Source organism: Castellaniella sp. GW247-6E4 (assembly GCF_040276065.1).
Lineage (GTDB): Bacteria > Pseudomonadota > Gammaproteobacteria > Burkholderiales > Burkholderiaceae_B > Castellaniella.
Map to the genome: position 1 here is coordinate 289,655 of NZ_JBELOI010000002.1, position 15,942 is coordinate 305,596.

The 15,942-nt window shown below is 62.8% G+C and carries 12 protein-coding genes; 11 read left to right on the forward strand and 1 reads right to left on the reverse strand.

Features of this window, described 5'->3' with window-relative positions:
- The first annotated feature begins 14 nt into the window (after nt 1-14).
- The 3 genes from ABS761_RS04510 to murI are packed head-to-tail and all read left to right on the forward strand — an operon-like array spanning nt 15 to nt 4,152.
- A complete protein-coding gene (locus ABS761_RS04510) occupies nt 15-2,132 on the forward strand; it encodes a lytic transglycosylase domain-containing protein (protein ID WP_502881378.1) in 2,118 nt (705 codons plus the stop codon).
- Nucleotides 2,129-3,289: a tRNA nucleotidyltransferase/poly(A) polymerase-related protein gene (locus ABS761_RS04515; protein WP_350406897.1), complete on the forward strand. Its 1,161-nt coding sequence runs from the start codon at nt 2,129-2,131 to the stop codon at nt 3,287-3,289. The genes ABS761_RS04510 and ABS761_RS04515 overlap by 4 nt, the downstream gene beginning before the upstream one ends.
- Before the next feature lie 59 nt (nt 3,290-3,348).
- Nucleotides 3,349-4,152, forward strand: a complete 804-nt coding sequence (murI, locus tag ABS761_RS04520; RefSeq protein ID WP_350406898.1) for a glutamate racemase — start codon at nt 3,349-3,351, stop codon at nt 4,150-4,152.
- Nucleotides 4,153-4,210: 58 nt separating this feature from the next.
- Here murI and ABS761_RS04525 read toward each other — a convergent pair whose 3' ends face one another.
- On the reverse strand, nt 4,211-5,137 hold the full coding sequence (locus ABS761_RS04525) for a LysR family transcriptional regulator (protein ID WP_350406899.1): 927 nt from the start codon (nt 5,135-5,137) through the stop codon (nt 4,211-4,213).
- A 115-nt stretch (nt 5,138-5,252) separates the two neighbouring features.
- Here ABS761_RS04525 and ABS761_RS04530 point away from each other — a divergent pair, with 115 nt between their 5' ends.
- The 8 genes from ABS761_RS04530 to ABS761_RS04565 all read left to right on the forward strand — a co-directional run bounded on the left by ABS761_RS04530 (nt 5,253) and on the right by ABS761_RS04565 (nt 15,929).
- Entirely contained in the window at nt 5,253-6,461 is a 1,209-nt protein-coding gene (locus tag ABS761_RS04530) for an acyl-CoA dehydrogenase family protein (RefSeq protein ID WP_350406901.1), read from the forward strand.
- 43 nt (nt 6,462-6,504) lie between these two features.
- Nucleotides 6,505-7,287, forward strand: coding sequence for an enoyl-CoA hydratase-related protein (locus ABS761_RS04535; protein WP_350406902.1), 783 nt, complete (start codon nt 6,505-6,507; stop codon nt 7,285-7,287).
- Between the two features lie 83 nt (nt 7,288-7,370).
- A complete protein-coding gene (locus tag ABS761_RS04540) occupies nt 7,371-10,208 on the forward strand; it encodes a CoA transferase (protein WP_350406903.1) in 2,838 nt (945 codons plus the stop codon).
- Between the two features lie 33 nt (nt 10,209-10,241).
- Nucleotides 10,242-11,213, forward strand: a complete 972-nt coding sequence (locus ABS761_RS04545; protein WP_350406904.1) for a TRAP transporter substrate-binding protein — start codon at nt 10,242-10,244, stop codon at nt 11,211-11,213.
- Between the two features lie 10 nt (nt 11,214-11,223).
- Nucleotides 11,224-12,471: a CaiB/BaiF CoA transferase family protein gene (locus tag ABS761_RS04550; protein WP_350406906.1), complete on the forward strand. Its 1,248-nt coding sequence runs from the start codon at nt 11,224-11,226 to the stop codon at nt 12,469-12,471.
- Nucleotides 12,471-13,817, forward strand: coding sequence for an MmgE/PrpD family protein (locus ABS761_RS04555; RefSeq protein WP_350406907.1), 1,347 nt, complete (start codon nt 12,471-12,473; stop codon nt 13,815-13,817). The genes ABS761_RS04550 and ABS761_RS04555 overlap by 1 nt, the downstream gene beginning before the upstream one ends.
- A complete protein-coding gene (locus tag ABS761_RS04560) occupies nt 13,814-15,292 on the forward strand; it encodes an aldehyde dehydrogenase family protein (protein ID WP_350406908.1) in 1,479 nt (492 codons plus the stop codon). Before ABS761_RS04555 ends, ABS761_RS04560 begins: the two co-directional genes overlap by 4 nt.
- A 52-nt stretch (nt 15,293-15,344) precedes the next feature.
- Nucleotides 15,345-15,929, forward strand: a complete 585-nt coding sequence (locus tag ABS761_RS04565) for a TRAP transporter small permease (RefSeq protein ID WP_350406909.1) — start codon at nt 15,345-15,347, stop codon at nt 15,927-15,929.
- Nucleotides 15,930-15,942 lie beyond the last annotated feature (13 nt).

Genomic DNA, 15,942 nt, shown 5'->3' on the forward strand with positions numbered 1-15,942 from the left:
GAGTTGCAGGCGATATGTTGTCAAGCCTTCTAAAGTATCAGAAAAACGGGGAATGTACCGTTCGTGGGGCGGGTCGCGGGCGCGGCGCGGCTGTGGGGGTGGCGATTGCGCTGGGCCTGGCGGGCTGTGCCGGGGCCAAGGCGCCCGCCGCGCCCGAGGCTGCGCCCATTCAGGCGTCGGCCCCGCAGGCCAGTCGGGCCGTGCCGTCCACCCCCGCGCCGGTGCGCAAGGCGGCGCCCTATGTGCCGCCCGTCGTCCCCGAAGCCGCGCGCCAGGCGGTGGTGGACGCCTACGAGGCCATGCAAAAAAAACGCTGGACCGAGGTCGATCGCCTGGCCGCGGCGGCGGCGGCCGATCCGGTGCTGGGCATCTATCCGCGCTACTGGTCCTTGCGCCAGCGGCTCTCGGATCGCACCTTGCCGGTGCCCGAGGCCGAGGTCCAACAGTTCCTCGCCGACAATACCGATGCCTATCTGGCCGATCGGATCAAGGGCGACTGGATTCTGGCGGCCGTGCGTGCGGGCGATTATGGCCGGGCCCAGCGCATCGGTCCGGTGGTGGATAACAGCTCGCGCGTCGCCTGCGCGCAATTGCTGGCCGCCCACATGAGCGGGCGCAAGGCGCGTGCCGCAGAGGTCCTGGAGGTCTACCAGCCCAATTCCGATTGTTGGGATATGCTCGATCAGGTGGCCGAGGATCATGTCCTCAGCCGCAATCAGCTCGCCGGCCTGCTGCGCGATACGCTCGAGACCGGCAAGGATGCTCATGCGCGTCGGGTGGCGGCGATCGTCTTCGATACGCCGGCCATGGTCCAGTATGCCGCTCTGATGAAGAATCCCCGCAAGTGGCTCGAGCAGCAGACCCGGCCGCGCAATCGGATTCACGCCGAGCTGACGGCCATCGCCCTTTCGCGGCTCGCACGCGAGGATGATCGGATGGCGGCCGCGCGCGACGTCGAGGGCCGCTGGGCAGGCTTGTTGCCCAAGGCCGATCTGGAGTGGGTTTGGGGACAGTTCGGGCTGGTGGCCGCCCTCAATGTCGACCCGGATGCGGCGCGCTGGTACCGGAAGTCCGGTTTCGTCCCGATGACGGACTACAACCATGCCTGGGAGGTCCGGGCCGAGCTGCGCGAGGCGAAGATCGACTGGGGGCGGGTTGCCACGGCGATCCGCAAGATGTCCGCGCGCCAGGCCGACGAGCCCGTCTGGCGCTATTGGTACGGGCGGGCGCTGGCGGCTCAGGGCAACCAAAAGGCCGCGCGGCAGTATTACGAGTCCATCGCCACGGATCTCAGCTTCTACGGCCAGTTGGCCAACGAGGAACTGGGCCGTGCGCCCTATATGCCCACTCAGCCGGCTCCGGTGGAGGCTGCCCTGGTTCAGGACGCGCGGGCGGACCAGGGCCTCGAGCGGGCGATCGCGCTGTTCGACCTGGGGTGGCGCCGCGAGGCGGTGCCGGAATGGAACTTCGCCTTGCGTGGCATGGACGACCGTCAGTTGCGCGCGGCCGCCGAGCTCGCCCGTCAGGAACACATCTACGACCGCGTGGTGAACACCTCGTTGCGCACACGCGACGAGGTCGATTTCAGTCAACGCTTCATTGCTCCGTTCGAGGGCCAGGTGGCGGCCAAGGCGCGTCTGATCGATCTGGATCCAGCCTGGGTCTATGGCCTGATCCGCCAGGAATCACGCTTCATCACCGACGCGCGCTCGCGGGTTGGCGCCTCGGGGTTGATGCAGCTCATGCCGGCGACCGCGCGCTGGGTCGCCCGCAAGATCGGCATGAAGGATTTCAAGCTCAGCGAGGTCAACGATTTCGACACCAATACCGTTCTCGGGACCCAGTATCTGAACATGGTGCTGCGCGACCTCGATGGCTCTGAATTACTGGCCACGGCAGGCTACAACGCCGGTCCAGGGCGGCCTAAACGTTGGCGCGCGCGCCTGCAGGCGCCGGTCGAGGGGGCGATTTTCGCGGAAACCATCCCCTTTACCGAAACCCGCCTGTATGTCAAGAACGTCATGTCCAACGCGGTCTACTACGGCACCTTGTTCTCGGGGCAGCCCCAGTCGCTCAAGCAGCGCCTGGGCACAGTCGCCCCCGTGCCTGGCACCCGCAGCGCTTTGCCATGAGCGCGCCGGGCCGTCCCAAGCGCGAATCCCCCCCGGGGGGCGGCGCGCAGCGCCAGGATGCCGTCGTCGAGGGGCTCGAGGTCTATGTCGTGGGTGGCGCGGTGCGCGACGCCCTGCTGGGCCTGCCGGCTGGAGACCGCGACTGGGTGGTGGTCGGCGCCACTCCCGAGCTCATGGCGGCGCGCGGCTTCACCCCCGTTGGTGGTGATTTTCCAGTGTTTCTGCATCCGCGGACCCATGAGGAATACGCGCTCGCGCGTACCGAACGCAAGTCCGGGCGCGGCTACAAGGGTTTCGTGTTCCATGCGGGACGCGAGGTCACGCTGAATGAGGACCTGCGTCGCCGCGACCTGACGGTCAATGCGATTGCACGCGCGCCCGACGGTGCGTTGATCGATCCTCTGGGCGGCGTGGCCGATCTGCGGGCGCGGGTGTTGCGCCACACGGGCCCCGCGTTCGTCGAGGATCCGGTGCGACTGCTGCGGCTGGCGCGCTTTGCGGCGCGCTTCCATGATTTCTCGATCGCCCCCGAGACCTTGGCCCTGTGCCGTGCGTTGGTGGACAGCGGCGAGGTCGATGCGCTGGTGCCCGAGCGCGTTTGGCAGGAGTTCGCCAAGGGTCTGGTCTGTGCGCATCCCGATCGCATGATCGACGTGCTGGCTGAATGCGGCGCGCTGCCGCGCATCGCGCCGGGCCTGGGATGGGATGCGGATGTGCGCGCGGGCCTGCGCCAAGCCGCAGGCCGCGGATTGGACCTGCCCCAGCGTTACGCCTTGCTGTGCCGGTCCTCGGCGGCCAGCTTGCAGCAGGTGCTGCGCGCGCCCGCCGCCTGCCGCGACCTGGCACGCCTGCTGCCCATTGTCCTGGAGCGCCTGGAGGATGTGTCCTCCGGTGCCGGTGCCTGGCTGGCGCTGCTGGAGTCCTGCGATGCGTGGCGCCGGCCGGCTCGTTGTCGGGCGCTGCTCGACGCGGCATCCTGCGTGCGCGGGGATGTCGATCCGGACGCCTGGGCGCGGCGCATCGAGGCCGCGCGTGCCATCGATGCGGGCGCGATCGCGCGCGCGGCCGGCGGCGACGCGGCCCGCATTCGCGAGGGCCTGCACAGCGCGCGGATACGGGCGCTCGAGGCGCTCGAGGCCGGGTCGCCGCAATCATGAGGCGCATGCCTGCCGGCAGGGCGTTGAATCGCGTGGCGCGAGGGTAAGGCGCTCCCCACATGCCATCGATGGATTCGACGAAACCCGTGCTGGTCTTCGATTCGGGGATCGGCGGCCTCACCGTGCTGCGCGAAGCCCGCGTGTTGATGCCCGAGCGGCGCTTTCTCTACATCGCCGATGATTCCGGCTTTCCCTATGGCGGCTGGGAGGAGGGCGCGTTGAAGGCACGCCTCATCCGCCTATTCGGCGAACTGCTGCGCGATCACGATCCGGCGCTGTGCGTGATTGCCTGCAATACGGCGTTCACGCTGGCCGGCGCCGACCTGCGCGCCGCGTATCCCCGGATGAGGTTCGTCGGCACCGTGCCGGCGATCAAGCCGGCCGCCGAGCGCACGCGCTCCGGCTTGATTTCCGTGCTGGCGACGCCGGGCACGGTGCGCCGCGCCTACACGCGGGGCCTCATTCAGTCCTTTGCCTCACGCTGCGAGGTCCAACTCGTGGGTTCGGCGAATCTGGCGCGCATGGCGGAGTGCTATGTGCGCGGCGGCACGCTCGACGAGGCCGCGGTGCGTGCTGAAATGGCGCCTTGCTTCGTCGAAAAAAACGGCCGTCGCACCGATATCGTCGTGCTCGCCTGCACGCATTACCCCTTCCTGGCGAATGTATTCCGGCGGCTGGCGCCCTGGCCGGTGGACTGGCTGGATCCGGCCGAGGCCATCGCCCGCCGCGCGCGCAGCCTCCTGCCACGCGTGGCGCGACAGTCCATGACCCGCGAGGCCAGTGTCGCTGTGTTCACCGGCGGGAGTCCGGACGCCGTGACCCGCCGCCTGATGGAGGGACTCGGGTTGCGGGTGGCCCGTTAGCGCCGAGGGGTCGGCGCGGCGGATGTGAAAGTCTGGTCAGAATCGCCCCGGCCGCTGCTCAACAGTCCGCAGGCTCCGGTTCTGCCGGTGCGTCCAGCCACACGCGAGCGGTGACGGCCCGCCAAAGATGCAGGATGGGATCGTTTTCGTTGTTTTCCATCCAGGCCCCTCGAACCAGTGAATGGATCGGGCTGTCGCCGACATCGACGAAGTGCAGACCCTGCAATCTTGTCTTGGTGAGCCCGAAAGGGATCAAGGTGACGCCCAGGCCTTTGGCCACACAGAGCATGACGGTGAGCCAGTGTCGTGCCTCGTGTCGGATATTGGGATGAAATCCAGCCTCCACGCACAACGAGATCACCTGGTCGTAATAGGTTGGGGAAAACTCGCGGGCGAACAGGATGAACGGCTCGGCGTGGAAATCCGCAAGCACCGCCTTCCCGGCGTCGGCCTGTGGATGGTTCTCGGGCAGGCAGAGAACGAACTTCTCACGCAGCAATGGCTGTGAACGCATCATGTCCGGCAAGGCCCCGGTGTGGACGAAGCCGTATTGGATCTGTTTGCGCTGCAACGCGATGATTTGCTCGGCGGTGGACAGCTCCACCAGCTGTAAATCGACCTGCGGGTACTCGGCCTCGAAGAGCTGTACGGCGCCGGTGAGGCCGCGCGGCAGCATCGACGCCATGAAACCCACTTTCAGCATGCCCTGCATGCCGTTGTTGACCCGAGTGGCGATCTCGGCGGCATGCGTGGTCTGGGCCAGTACTTTTTCGGCTTCGTGGTAGAACGCTTCGCCTGCGGCGGTGATGCTGACGGGTGACGACCGTTCGACCAGAGGGAAGCCCAGCGCTTGTTCCAGTTGTTGGATCGAGACGCTGAAAGGGGGTTGTGAAATGTTGCAGCGTTTCGCCGCGCGTCCGAAATGAAGCTCTTCGGCCAGCGCAACGAAATGCCGTAGATGTCGAAGTTCTATCGCGTGATGCATGGGCGGATAAAAGAGCGAGTCAGGCGCCAGACTGTGTTCTGCTTTTCAGATCGCTCTTTCCAAGAACGGTATTGGACCTTGAAATCTAACACGCCTAGTATTGCTCAACAAGTTGATGCATGAGCTCATCGGCGACGGATTCAATAACCGCTTTGAGGATATCCCAATGGATTTTCAGCTCGATTTTGAACAGCGTATGGTGCAGGAATCGGCGGCCAGAATGGTAGAGCGAGACATCGCTCCCGTTCTGGCGGCCCATGACCCGGACACGCCGCTGCCGAAATCCGCCCTGCAACAGATTTTTGCGACATGCGCATCGGTGGGCCTGACCGCGGCGCGCATACCGGAGGATGCCGGGGGCGCCGGCATGTCGGCGCTGACGATGGGACTCATGTACGAGCAGTTGCCGCCCGTCATTGGGCTTTCCGTCATTGCGCATGAGGGGACCGGGGCGCGTTTGTATTATTCCAGCTCGGCCGAGCAGCGCGAGCGGGTGCTGCCCGACATTATTTCCGGTCAAAAGATCGCCTGCACCGGCGTCAGCGAACCAGGGGTCGGCTCCGACCCTCGCAGCATCAAGACGCGCGCGGTGGCGGACGGTGGAGACTATGTCATAGACGGCCGAAAAATATGGATCACCAATGCCAGCGTCTGCGATCTGATCAATGTCACGTGCACGGCGGGTCAGGATGACAAAGGCTTGAGCCGGCTGATGCGCGTGGTGGTTGACCGGCAAGAATCCCCGTTCACGACACGAGAGATCGAGGCGGTCGGCTTGAGGCAGGGACACCTCAGTGAGGTGTTGTTCGAAAACTGCAGGGTGCCGAAGGACAACGTCATGGGAGAGGCGGGCGATGCGGCCAAGGCCCTGACGCTGACATGGCTGGCCAACAGGCCGATTTTTGGATTGTTTTGCGTTCACCTTGCCCAAAAGGCATTGGATGCCGCCTTGCTGTATGCCAAGGACCGCAGCCAATTCGGCCGCGCCATCGGTGGTTTTCAATTGATTCAGGAGATGCTCGCGGATATTTCCACGGCCGTGGTCACGAGCAGGCTCCTGTGTTATTACGCGCTGGACTGTATCGACAAAGGTGATCGGGCCAATCATATCTCCGCCATGGCTAAGCGTTACGCGGTATCGACCTGTCAGCGAGCCGTGTCCTTGTCGATGGAGGTGCACGGTGCCATCGGCCTGACCCGTGAAATGGGTCTTGAGACCTTATATCGCGATGCGCGCATGTTCACCGTGCCGGATGGTACGCGGCAGATTCTTTCATTGATTGAGGGCCGGGAGCTGACCGACGTCGCTGCCTTCCGTCCGTAGCGCGCGGTGTTGTCAGACAAAATAAATAAGGATCGGGCTTGCCATGGAAACGCAATATCGGGATGTGCTGTACGAAGAGAGGGGCGGCGTCGCCATTGTGACGATGAACCGGCCTGATGTGCTGAACGCGATAAGAGTCGGTATGTACGAAGAGATCACCGACGCTATCCAGCGCGCGAGTTGGAACCGGGATATCGGCGTGATTGTGTTGACTGGGGCCGGTGAACGCGCATTTTGCGTTGGTGGGGATACCTCGGACAAAAAATCGGAACGCAAAGGGCGTGGGATCATGGGTGTGCCCATCGAACAGTTGCATGCCGCGCTGCGCGATGCGCCCAAGCCGGTGATTGCCAAGGTGCGAGGATATGCGATCGGCGGCGGCAATGTATTGGCCACGATCTGCGATCTGACGATTGCGGCGGAAAGCGCAAAGTTCGGCCAGGTCGGGCCTCGTGTCGGTTCGGTGGATACAGGCTGGGGAACGGCTTATCTATCCCGCGTCATCGGCGAGAAAAAGGCCCGGGAGGTCTGGTTCTTGTGCCGCCGGTACTCGGCCCATGAGGCGGCGGCCTTGGGCTTGGTCAACAAGGTGGTGCCCGATGCCGAGTTGGATGCGGAGGTTGACCGCTGGTGTCAGGAAATACTCTCTTTGAGCCCAACCGCCCTTGCGATCGCCAAGGCATCGTTCAATGCCGACAGCGAAAGCATACGCGGCATCGGCGCGATGGGAATGAATGCGGTGGCGCTCTATTACGGGACGGACGAAGCCAAGGAAGCGGGCCGGGCATTCCGTGAGAAGCGCAAGCCCAACTTCCGTGGCCAATGATGCCTGCTGTCAGCGATCGCTCCCAAACCGGTCTGGACGCGCAGCAGTCATCCGCGCTACCGACGCCATCCGCGCTCGAGGGCATGATTGTCGTTGAGCTTGGGCAGCGGGTCGCCGCCGGCGCATGCGGCAGCCTGTTGGCACAGCTCGGCGCGACCGTGGTCGTGGTCGAGCCGTCGGCGCCCCATGGAGGTGTTGATAAATGGCGGAATCGCGCCCAGTTCCTTGCCGGGAAGATGAGCCTCGTTCCCGCTTTGGATGATGCTGAGGACCGGGGGCTGCTTGAGTCGCTGTTGGCGCGGGCGGACGTGGTCGTGCACTCGAGCGACCGTGATCTCGGCACATTGACGGGGCTGCTGTCCAGCGTGGACGATAAGGCTGTCGTGTGCGATATTACGGCATTCGGTCATGAGGGCCCGCTGTCCGGCAGAGGCGGGTCGGACGCCGAGGTGCAGGCGATGACGGGCATTCTGTATACGACCGGCTTGGCGGATGGGCCACCGGTCTCCCACTCCACGCCGATTCTTGAGTATCTGACCGCGGTACAGGCGGCCGGTGCGGTGTTGTTGGCGCTGCACGGCAGGCGCACGTCCGGCCACGGTCAATCTATCGACATGGCACTGTACGACTGCGGTTTTGCCGCGATGTCGTCATTCTTCTCTCGCCTGCTCGGTCCTCCAGCCGATGGCGTGCCTCAGGAGCCCTCCCGCCTCGGCAACCTGCATCCGCTGTCGGCGCCGTGGAATGTCTATTGCGCGCGTGATGGCTGGGTGCTGATCTGCACGGGCAGCAATGGGCAATGGGGACGTTTGTGCGAACTCATGGGCAGGCCCGAGCTGGAGCAGGATCCACGCTTCATTGACTCGGCGAATCGTGTGGTTCATGTGGTCCACGTCGACGGGATCGTGCAGGAATGGGTGGGCGGGCAAACAGTGGCCCATTGTGTGGAAGTGCTGGGCCGCGCGAGCATTCCCGCCGGACCGATCGTCCAGGTCGAGCGGTTCCCGAACGAAGACAATCTGATCTATCGGGGGATGGTTCAGCGCCTCACGGGGGCTCATGATGGTGAGGAGTATGGCCCGGGCTCACCCTTTCGGATGAGCAGATCCCCTGGAAAACACTTGATCCACGTTCCGGCGCCGGATGCGGACCGCTCGTGCATTGCCGCGTTGGCGCACGTCGGCCGAGGGCCGTGTCGAAAGTCTGGCGTCCGTGCGAATGCCCAGCCCTTGGCGGATCTTGTGGTCGTGGAGATTGGCCACTATACGACGGCTCCAGTGGGCGCGCGCTGCTTGGGCGCTTTTGGCGCCGATGTGATCAAGGTCGAGCCTCCGGGCGGGGAGGCCGCTCGTGGATGGAATCCCATCCAGCAGGGTCAGAGCGTGTTCTACACGATCAGCAACTCCGATAAGCGCTGCGTCGTCCTTGACCTGAGCAAGGACAGTGACTTGGCGCGGGTGCGAAGCCTGCTTACCGCCGCCGATGTGTTGATTGAGAACCTCAAGCCGGGAAGCTTGCTCAAGTACGGCTTGTCCTATGACGCGATCTCGGCCATCAACCCCCGCTTGATCTATTGTGCGATTTCGGGTTTCGGGGCCGATTCACTGTATGAGCGCCGTGCGGCCTTCGATACCGTTGTCCAAGGGATGTCGGGCTTGATGTCCCTGGCGGTGAGCCAGGGCATGCCGTTGAAAACCGGAATTTCCTATGCGGATGTGATGGGGGCGGCAAGCGCTGTGGCGGCGATACTCGCGGCGCTCGAGTACAGGCAACGCAGGGGCATGGGTCAGCACATCGACCTTTCGATGCAAGACATCGTTGCCTGGTCGACGCAGATGGCCTGGAACGGGCGCACCGGATCGACAGCGGATGCTCAGGAGCCTATCCGCATCCCGGCGCGCACTCCCGCCCAAGTATTGGCATGTGCGCATACCGAAGCCCGGAGATTGTATTTCACCGTGAATGATCATCGGGGAACGTGGCCCGCGCTGGCGGTGCCGCTGCGGCTGCTCGGAACACCTCCCGCGGTGTTACGGCCTGGGCCCGAGCTGGGGCAGCACAATGACATCATTTTCGGATCATTGGGTGCGCCGAAACACAAGCATGCATCCACGATTTTTCCAGGAACGAGGAAGACCATGAGCTACGAGAATCTTCAAATAACGCACGATGGGCCCGCCTTCATCATTACCGTGCACCGTCCGCGAAAACGCAACGCGCTGTCCATGCAGACCATAGACGAGATCAGCGATGCGGTGCGGCGGGCGGATGAGGATCCCGCGGTGCGCGGCATTATCTTGACGGGCGGCCCTGAGTTTTTTTCGGCGGGGGCGGATTTGAACGAGGCTCTCGGTGTAGAGTCCGTCGCGGACGGTGATGCGTTTTTTGGCCGTGCCAATCGCTTGTGTGCGCTCATGGAGGCGTCCTCGAAGCCGATCATCGCGGCAATCGAGGGGTTTTGCATTACCGGGGGCATCGAGCTGGCCATGGCGTGCGACATACGCGTGGGTGGGAAAGGCTCGAGCTATGCCATCACCAGCTCGAGGATCGGCACGGTTGCTGGATTCGGGGGCACACAGCGGCTACCCCGCCTGGTCGGGAATGCGGATGCTCTGGATATTCTTTTTTCCGCGGAAGCGATCGATGCCGAGCATGCCTATCGTATTGGTTTGATTACCCGGTTGGTCGAAAAAGGTGCGGCCCTGGACGAAGCCAAACGGATGGTGCGGGTCTACGAGAAGCGCGGGCCCATCAGCCTGGCTTTCGCCAAGCGCGCGGTGTACCGCGGCACGCAGATGGATTTGTACAGTGGGATCGATTTTGAATATTCGCTTGTGACATCTATTTATTCCACTGCGGATAAGCGGGAAGGGGTTTCCGCATTTTTGGAGAAACGAGAGGCCAATTTTACAGGCCGTTGATCAAAACTCAGACATGACAACCAGGAGACTATTATGAAATACAAACTTGCTTTGATCGCCACTTCTTTGGGGTTCGCCCTTGCGAGTGGCCATGCCCAGGCGGCGACCAAATGGAATATGGCCACTGGCTTTGCGGACAATAATTTCCAGACCGTGAACGTCAAAGCCTTTGCGGAGGACGTCAAGCGCCTTTCAGGCGGCGAGCTCGAGATCGTCGTGCATAGCGCGATGTCGCTGTACCGACAGCCCGAGATCAAGCGCGCCGTGAGTACGGGCCAGATACAGATTGGCGAGATACTGCTGTCCGCCTACGGCAATGAAGATCCGATGTTCGAGGCGGACTCCATTCCGTTTCTAGCAGTTGGCTATGACGAGGTCATGACCTTGTATCAGGCGCAGAAGCCGTTCCTCGAAGAACGTTTTAACCGGACTGGGACGACGCTGCTTTATGCGGTTGCATGGCCGGGCACCGCCCTCTACACGAAAACCCCTGTGACGCAGCTCTCGGATCTGGAGGGTGTGAAGATGCGTGCGTATAACGCAGCCACGGCGCGTCTGGCCGAGCGGCTTGGTGCCATTCCGACGACTGTCGAGGCGGTGGAAGTGCCCCAGGCGTTCTCGACCGGCATGATACAGGCCATGATCACGTCGCCCACGACCGGTGTCGATACGCACTCGTGGGAGTTCATCCAGCACTATCTGAACCTGCAGGCCTGGCACAACAAGAACTTTGTCATCGTCAACCAAAAGGCCTTTGACCGCCTCGATCCCAAGACCCAGGAAGCAGTCAGGAAAGCGGCTGCGCTCGCCGAGGAACGGGGATGGGCGGCGAGCAAGCAGGCTGGAGAGGCCGCTGTTAAAACGCTGGCCTCGAAGGGCGTGGCGATTACCGAGCCAAGCCCGGAGTTGATGCGCGAAATCAAGGACGCCAGCAGGCCGATGATCGACGAATGGGTCAAGAAGTCGGGACCGGACGGTGCCGCGATCATGCAGAAACTCGAGTAGGGCGCGGGACATGGGTGTCATCGAACAACAGGCGCCGGATGTGCGTGAGGGGGGCGCTCTGGCGGGCATTCGGGTGATTGATTTCAGCCGGATGCTGCCGGGGCCGTGGTGCGGCCAGATGCTGGCGGATCTTGGTGCGGATGTCATCAAGGTCGAGCAACCCGAGGTCGGCGACCTCGGGCGCCATAATGCGCCTAATTTCGTGCATGGCAGTGTGTATTTCAATACCGTCAATTTGAATAAACGCAGCATTGCATTGGATTTAAAGCGGGAAGCCGACCAGGCGATCGCGCAGCGCCTGATCGAAAGCGCTGATGTCGTGATTGAGTCATTCCGCGACGGCGTGCCCGCACGGCTCGGGATTGACTACGAGCGCGCCCGGGAGATCAAGCCCGACATTATTTATTGCTCGATTACAGGGTTTGGCCATTCCGGGCCGTGGGCCGCCATCCCCGGACATGACCTGGTGATCCAGTCCACGACGGGAATCATGGCCGCCGGCACCCCTGGGCCTGGGGCGCCGGCGATTCCGGGGCATCAATCGGCAGACTATGCGGCATCCAGCTATGCCGCCATCGGTATTCTTGCCGCCTTGCATCGGCGCGCCGCCACGGGCGAGGGGGGATATCTCGACATTTCGATGTTCGATAGCCTTTTTTCAATGAGCAATATCGTCAACGGTGGTGCATTAGCGCGCGCCGCGGGCAACGATAGCACGCCCGAAATGGCGCTTTGGGGCGGCAATCCCCGCTACAGCACGTACCTGACGCAGGATGGCAAGGCTGTCGCCGTGTCCTTGCTTGAAACTGCGGTCTGGCGCAAGTTCTGCGCGCTCATTGGTCGGGAGGACTTGATTCATGAAGAGGAGACGCCACGGGATCGCCACACAGAACACGGTGAGCGGGCAACCCTGTATTTCAAGGCGATCTCGGACTTGTGCCTATCCCGGCCGCGAGATGAGCTGATTGCATGGATGGTCGCGCGTGATATGCCGATTTTGCCGGTTTACACGCCCGACGAAGCGATTCATGGGCCGCAGGTCCGGGCGCGACACCTTGTCGAGTGGGTAGATCATCCCACGGAGGGCCGCATCCCGGTGCTGGGCAATCCGCTGGCGCGCAGCGGCTTGCTTGCCCAGGGCCGTCGGCCGGCCCCTGATCTGGGTGAGCACGGTGCCGTGGTTTTGGCTGAACTGGCCGAGACGCAGGCTCGCCGCGTGGCGCGGCGGGACGATAGTCACAATGGAGGATACTCTTGATGAGGGCGACCCCGAATACCGACGCGGTGGTGGATTTCGTACGTTCAAGCCGCGGGAGGGTCCTGCCGCCCGAGGTCCTCGACGCCGCCTTGTTTTGCGTGACGGACTGGTTTGGCGTGGCGCTCGGCGCGCATGGGCAGGAGCCGGTGGACGTACTGCGGCGCGTGATACAGGGCTGGGGTACTCAGGGCCGTGCGCAGATCCTGCTCGGTGGTACCGCCACGGCAGCCGCCGCGGCCTTGGTCAACGGGACGATGGCGCATTGCCTGGATTTCGATGACACCCATGTCGGTTCGATTGCGCATCTGAGCGGGCCGATCTTCGCAGCGGCGCTTGCCGTCGGCGGCGAGTGCGGCGCGTCGCCGCATGAGATTTTATGTGCGTTCGCAACGGGCTTCGAGGTTGGGGGGCGCCTTGGAAGCGCCGGTCTCGGGATTGCGATCAATGCGCGGCATCTGCATTCAACGGGGGTCTTTGGGTGTCTCGGCGCGGCGGCCGCCGCGAGCGTGCTCTATCAACTCGACGATCTGGGGGTGCGGCGAGCGATGGGCTTGGCCGCCACGCAAGTGGCAGGCCTGACAGGGTCTTTCGGCTCTCCAGCCAAGCCGTTCCATGCCGGCAAAGCGGGCATGAACGGTGTGCTCGCCGCCCAGATGGCGCGTGGAGGTTTTCACGCCGGCATGGATGTGCTCGAGCCGGGAGGCGGACTCGATCGAGCCCTGGTCCAGGATGCCGCGGTCCAGGTGCACGAGCTCGACTTCGCCGAAGGGTGGGAGATCACGCGCAATACCTACAAACCTTACGCGTCTTGCCTGCTCACGCATCCGATTATCGACGCGGCTCGCCAGCTTCGTGGCGTCTGCGATGAGTCGGAGATTCAAAAAGTCCTTATTTGTGTCAATCCCCTGGCAATACAGTTGGCCGGCAAGCCGGAACCCGCAACGCCGTTTGAGGGCAAGTTCAGTTTGGCGTTCTGCGCCGCGCTTGCCCTGACCGGCCGCGCGGTTTCGCAGACGGATTTCTCGGATGAGACGATTGCCGACCCGAGACTGCGTGGTCTGATGAACAAGGCCGAACTCGTCCCGCTCGCCGATATGGCCGTGACGTCCGGAACGCTGACGCTCGTGACCGAGGGCGGGGCGACGCACAGTGTGAATACGCCGATGGCGCGCGGCAATCCGGAGCATCCGATGAGCTGGGAGGAATTGCGCGAGAAGTTCGTCTCCTTGGCCTCGCCCGCGATCGGGCAGCGGTCCGAGCCGCTGTTCGCCTCATTGCAGAGGTTCAACGAACATGATGACCTATCGGCTGTGCTCGGTCTGATCAAATCAGGAGTATCGGAATGAAAAATACTGCGGAAAGACCCTTGCCGCCATTTGCGCGAAAGCCGCTACGCATGCTGATCGATGGGCATTGGGTGGAGGCTCGGTCGGGCGCGGTGCTTGAGGTGGAGGACCCGGCAGCGGGTCGGAGCTTCACAACGGTTCCCGCGGGCGAGGCGCAGGACGTGGACCTGGCGGTGCGAGCGGCGCGCCGGGCCTTTGACGAAGGGGTATGGGCCAGGCGCTCCGCGGTGCAGCGTGAACGGACCTTGTGGACGCTGTCGGATTTGTTTGAACGGCACATTGACGAACTGAGCGAACTGGAAGTGCTCGATAACGGCATGCCCATTTCGCTGGCCAAGCGAGCCATCGAGCGCGCGATAGACGGGTTCCGATATTACGCGGGCATGTGCACCAAAATTCATGGGCGCACCAGCGATATCTCGGGCCTGCGTGCGCAGTTTCATGCATATTCCTTGGTGGAGCCGGTTGGCGTGGTGGGGCTGATCGTGCCTTGGAATTCCCCTTTTGCCGCCGCGTGCAACAAGATTGCTCCCGCGCTGGCTGCGGGCTGCAGCGCGATCCTCAAGCCTGCGGAGCAGACGCCGCTGACGGCCCTGCGGATCGGTGAGCTGGCGCTGGAGGCAGGCGTACCTCCGGGCGTTCTGAATATCGTCACGGGCTTGGGCAGTGCCGCGGGTGCCGCCTTGGTGAACCACCCCGACGTGGACAAGATTTCGTTCACCGGCTCCACGGAAGTCGGCAAGGATCTGGTTCGTGCGGCGGCTGGAAATCTCAAGCGGCTCAGCCTGGAGTTGGGCGGCAAGTCCCCGGTGTTTGTATTCGACGACGCCGACCTGGATCAGGCCATACCGCGTGCGGCCGCCGCGATTTTCAGTAATAGCGGGCAAATCTGTTATGCAGGGTCACGCCTGTATGTCCAACAGGCTGTTTTCGATCGTGTGGTGGCGGGCATAGCGGACGTGGCGCGCAACATGCGACTTGGCGGCGGATTCGAGCCGGGCACCGAACTCGGGCCCCTGATCTCGGAGAGGCAGCGGCGCACGGTGATGCAATACATTGCAAGTGGCCTGGAAGAGGGCGTGGAACTCCTGGTTGGCGGACGCAGTCCGGACCGTGCGGGGTACTTTGTAGAGCCGACGGTTTTCGCCAGCCCCGGCAAGGATGCGCGTCTTGTGCGCGAAGAGATTTTCGGGCCGGTGCTGGCCGCCATGCCTTTTGCGAGCATCGATGAGGTGGCTTCCCTGGCCAATGACACGCCCTACGGGCTTGGGGCGGGTGTTTTCACAAACAGCGTCAGCACGGCTCATCGTGTTGCCCGCTTGGTGCGTGCGGGTAATGTCTGGGTGAATTTCTATGGCGGCTCGGATAAATCCCTGCCGTTCGGCGGCTATAAAGAGTCTGGCTGGGGGCGTGAAGGCGGCCCCGAGGGGATCGATGCCTTTTTAGAGAAAAAAGCGGTCTACATGCGGCTGTAAGCCGCAGCGGATTTTGGCATCACCATCGTGGATTTGGCATGGAGAGGACTCAATGAACCCAAGCGAACAGGCGCAAGCGCATGTCGGACTCAGCGCGGGGCGGCAACCCGAACAGATCGAGGCGACCCTATGCAGGCGGATTTTGGATCGATTCTACACAGGTTGTTTTGCGGTATCGATGACGGCGTTGGGATTGATGGCGGTGGCGGTGATGTTGCAGGTCGGGAGCCGCCTGATCGGTGTGCATATCCCTTCCATACCCGAAATCACGGGGTTTTGCATGGCGGTTTCCTCGTTTTTGGGACTGGCCTATACATTTCGCGAGGGCGGCCATGTGCGAGTAACGATGTTGCTGATTAATCTTGGTGATAAACGCCGCATGATGTTTGAGCGCTTCGTGCTCTCCGTGGCCGTGCTGCTCGCGGTCATGTTCGCTTTCTATCTGGTCAATATGACCATCGTGTCTTACGAGTATGGCGAGGCGTCATCCGGGATCATTCCAATTCCTCTATGGATTCCCCAATCGCTGGTTTCCTGCGGGGTCATATGCCTAGCCATAGCTATTATGGATGTTTGGGTGGATGTCTTTCGTGGGAAGCCCCCCGTATATATGAATAAAGAAGATATTCCACAATAAACGGCGTGCATAA

Bases quoted from the DNA above. Each gene is read 5' to 3' on its own strand.
- ABS761_RS04540 (WP_350406903.1), top strand. From the start codon at position 7,371: ATGATTGTCGTTGAGCTTGGGCAGCGGGTCGCCGCCGGCGCATGCGGC.
- ABS761_RS04525 (WP_350406899.1), bottom strand. From the start codon at position 5,137: ATGCATCACGCGATAGAACTTCGACATCTACGGCATTTCGTTGCGCTG.
- ABS761_RS04550 (WP_350406906.1), top strand. From the start codon at position 11,224: ATGGGTGTCATCGAACAACAGGCGCCGGATGTGCGTGAGGGGGGCGCT.
- murI (WP_350406898.1), top strand. From the start codon at position 3,349: ATGCCATCGATGGATTCGACGAAACCCGTGCTGGTCTTCGATTCGGGG.
- ABS761_RS04565 (WP_350406909.1), top strand. From the start codon at position 15,345: ATGAACCCAAGCGAACAGGCGCAAGCGCATGTCGGACTCAGCGCGGGG.
- ABS761_RS04510 (WP_502881378.1), top strand. From the start codon at position 15: ATGTTGTCAAGCCTTCTAAAGTATCAGAAAAACGGGGAATGTACCGTT.
- ABS761_RS04535 (WP_350406902.1), top strand. From the start codon at position 6,505: ATGGAAACGCAATATCGGGATGTGCTGTACGAAGAGAGGGGCGGCGTC.
- ABS761_RS04530 (WP_350406901.1), top strand. From the start codon at position 5,253: ATGCATGAGCTCATCGGCGACGGATTCAATAACCGCTTTGAGGATATC.
- ABS761_RS04515 (WP_350406897.1), top strand. From the start codon at position 2,129: ATGAGCGCGCCGGGCCGTCCCAAGCGCGAATCCCCCCCGGGGGGCGGC.
- ABS761_RS04560 (WP_350406908.1), top strand. From the start codon at position 13,814: ATGAAAAATACTGCGGAAAGACCCTTGCCGCCATTTGCGCGAAAGCCG.
- ABS761_RS04555 (WP_350406907.1), top strand. From the start codon at position 12,471: ATGAGGGCGACCCCGAATACCGACGCGGTGGTGGATTTCGTACGTTCA.
- ABS761_RS04545 (WP_350406904.1), top strand. From the start codon at position 10,242: ATGAAATACAAACTTGCTTTGATCGCCACTTCTTTGGGGTTCGCCCTT.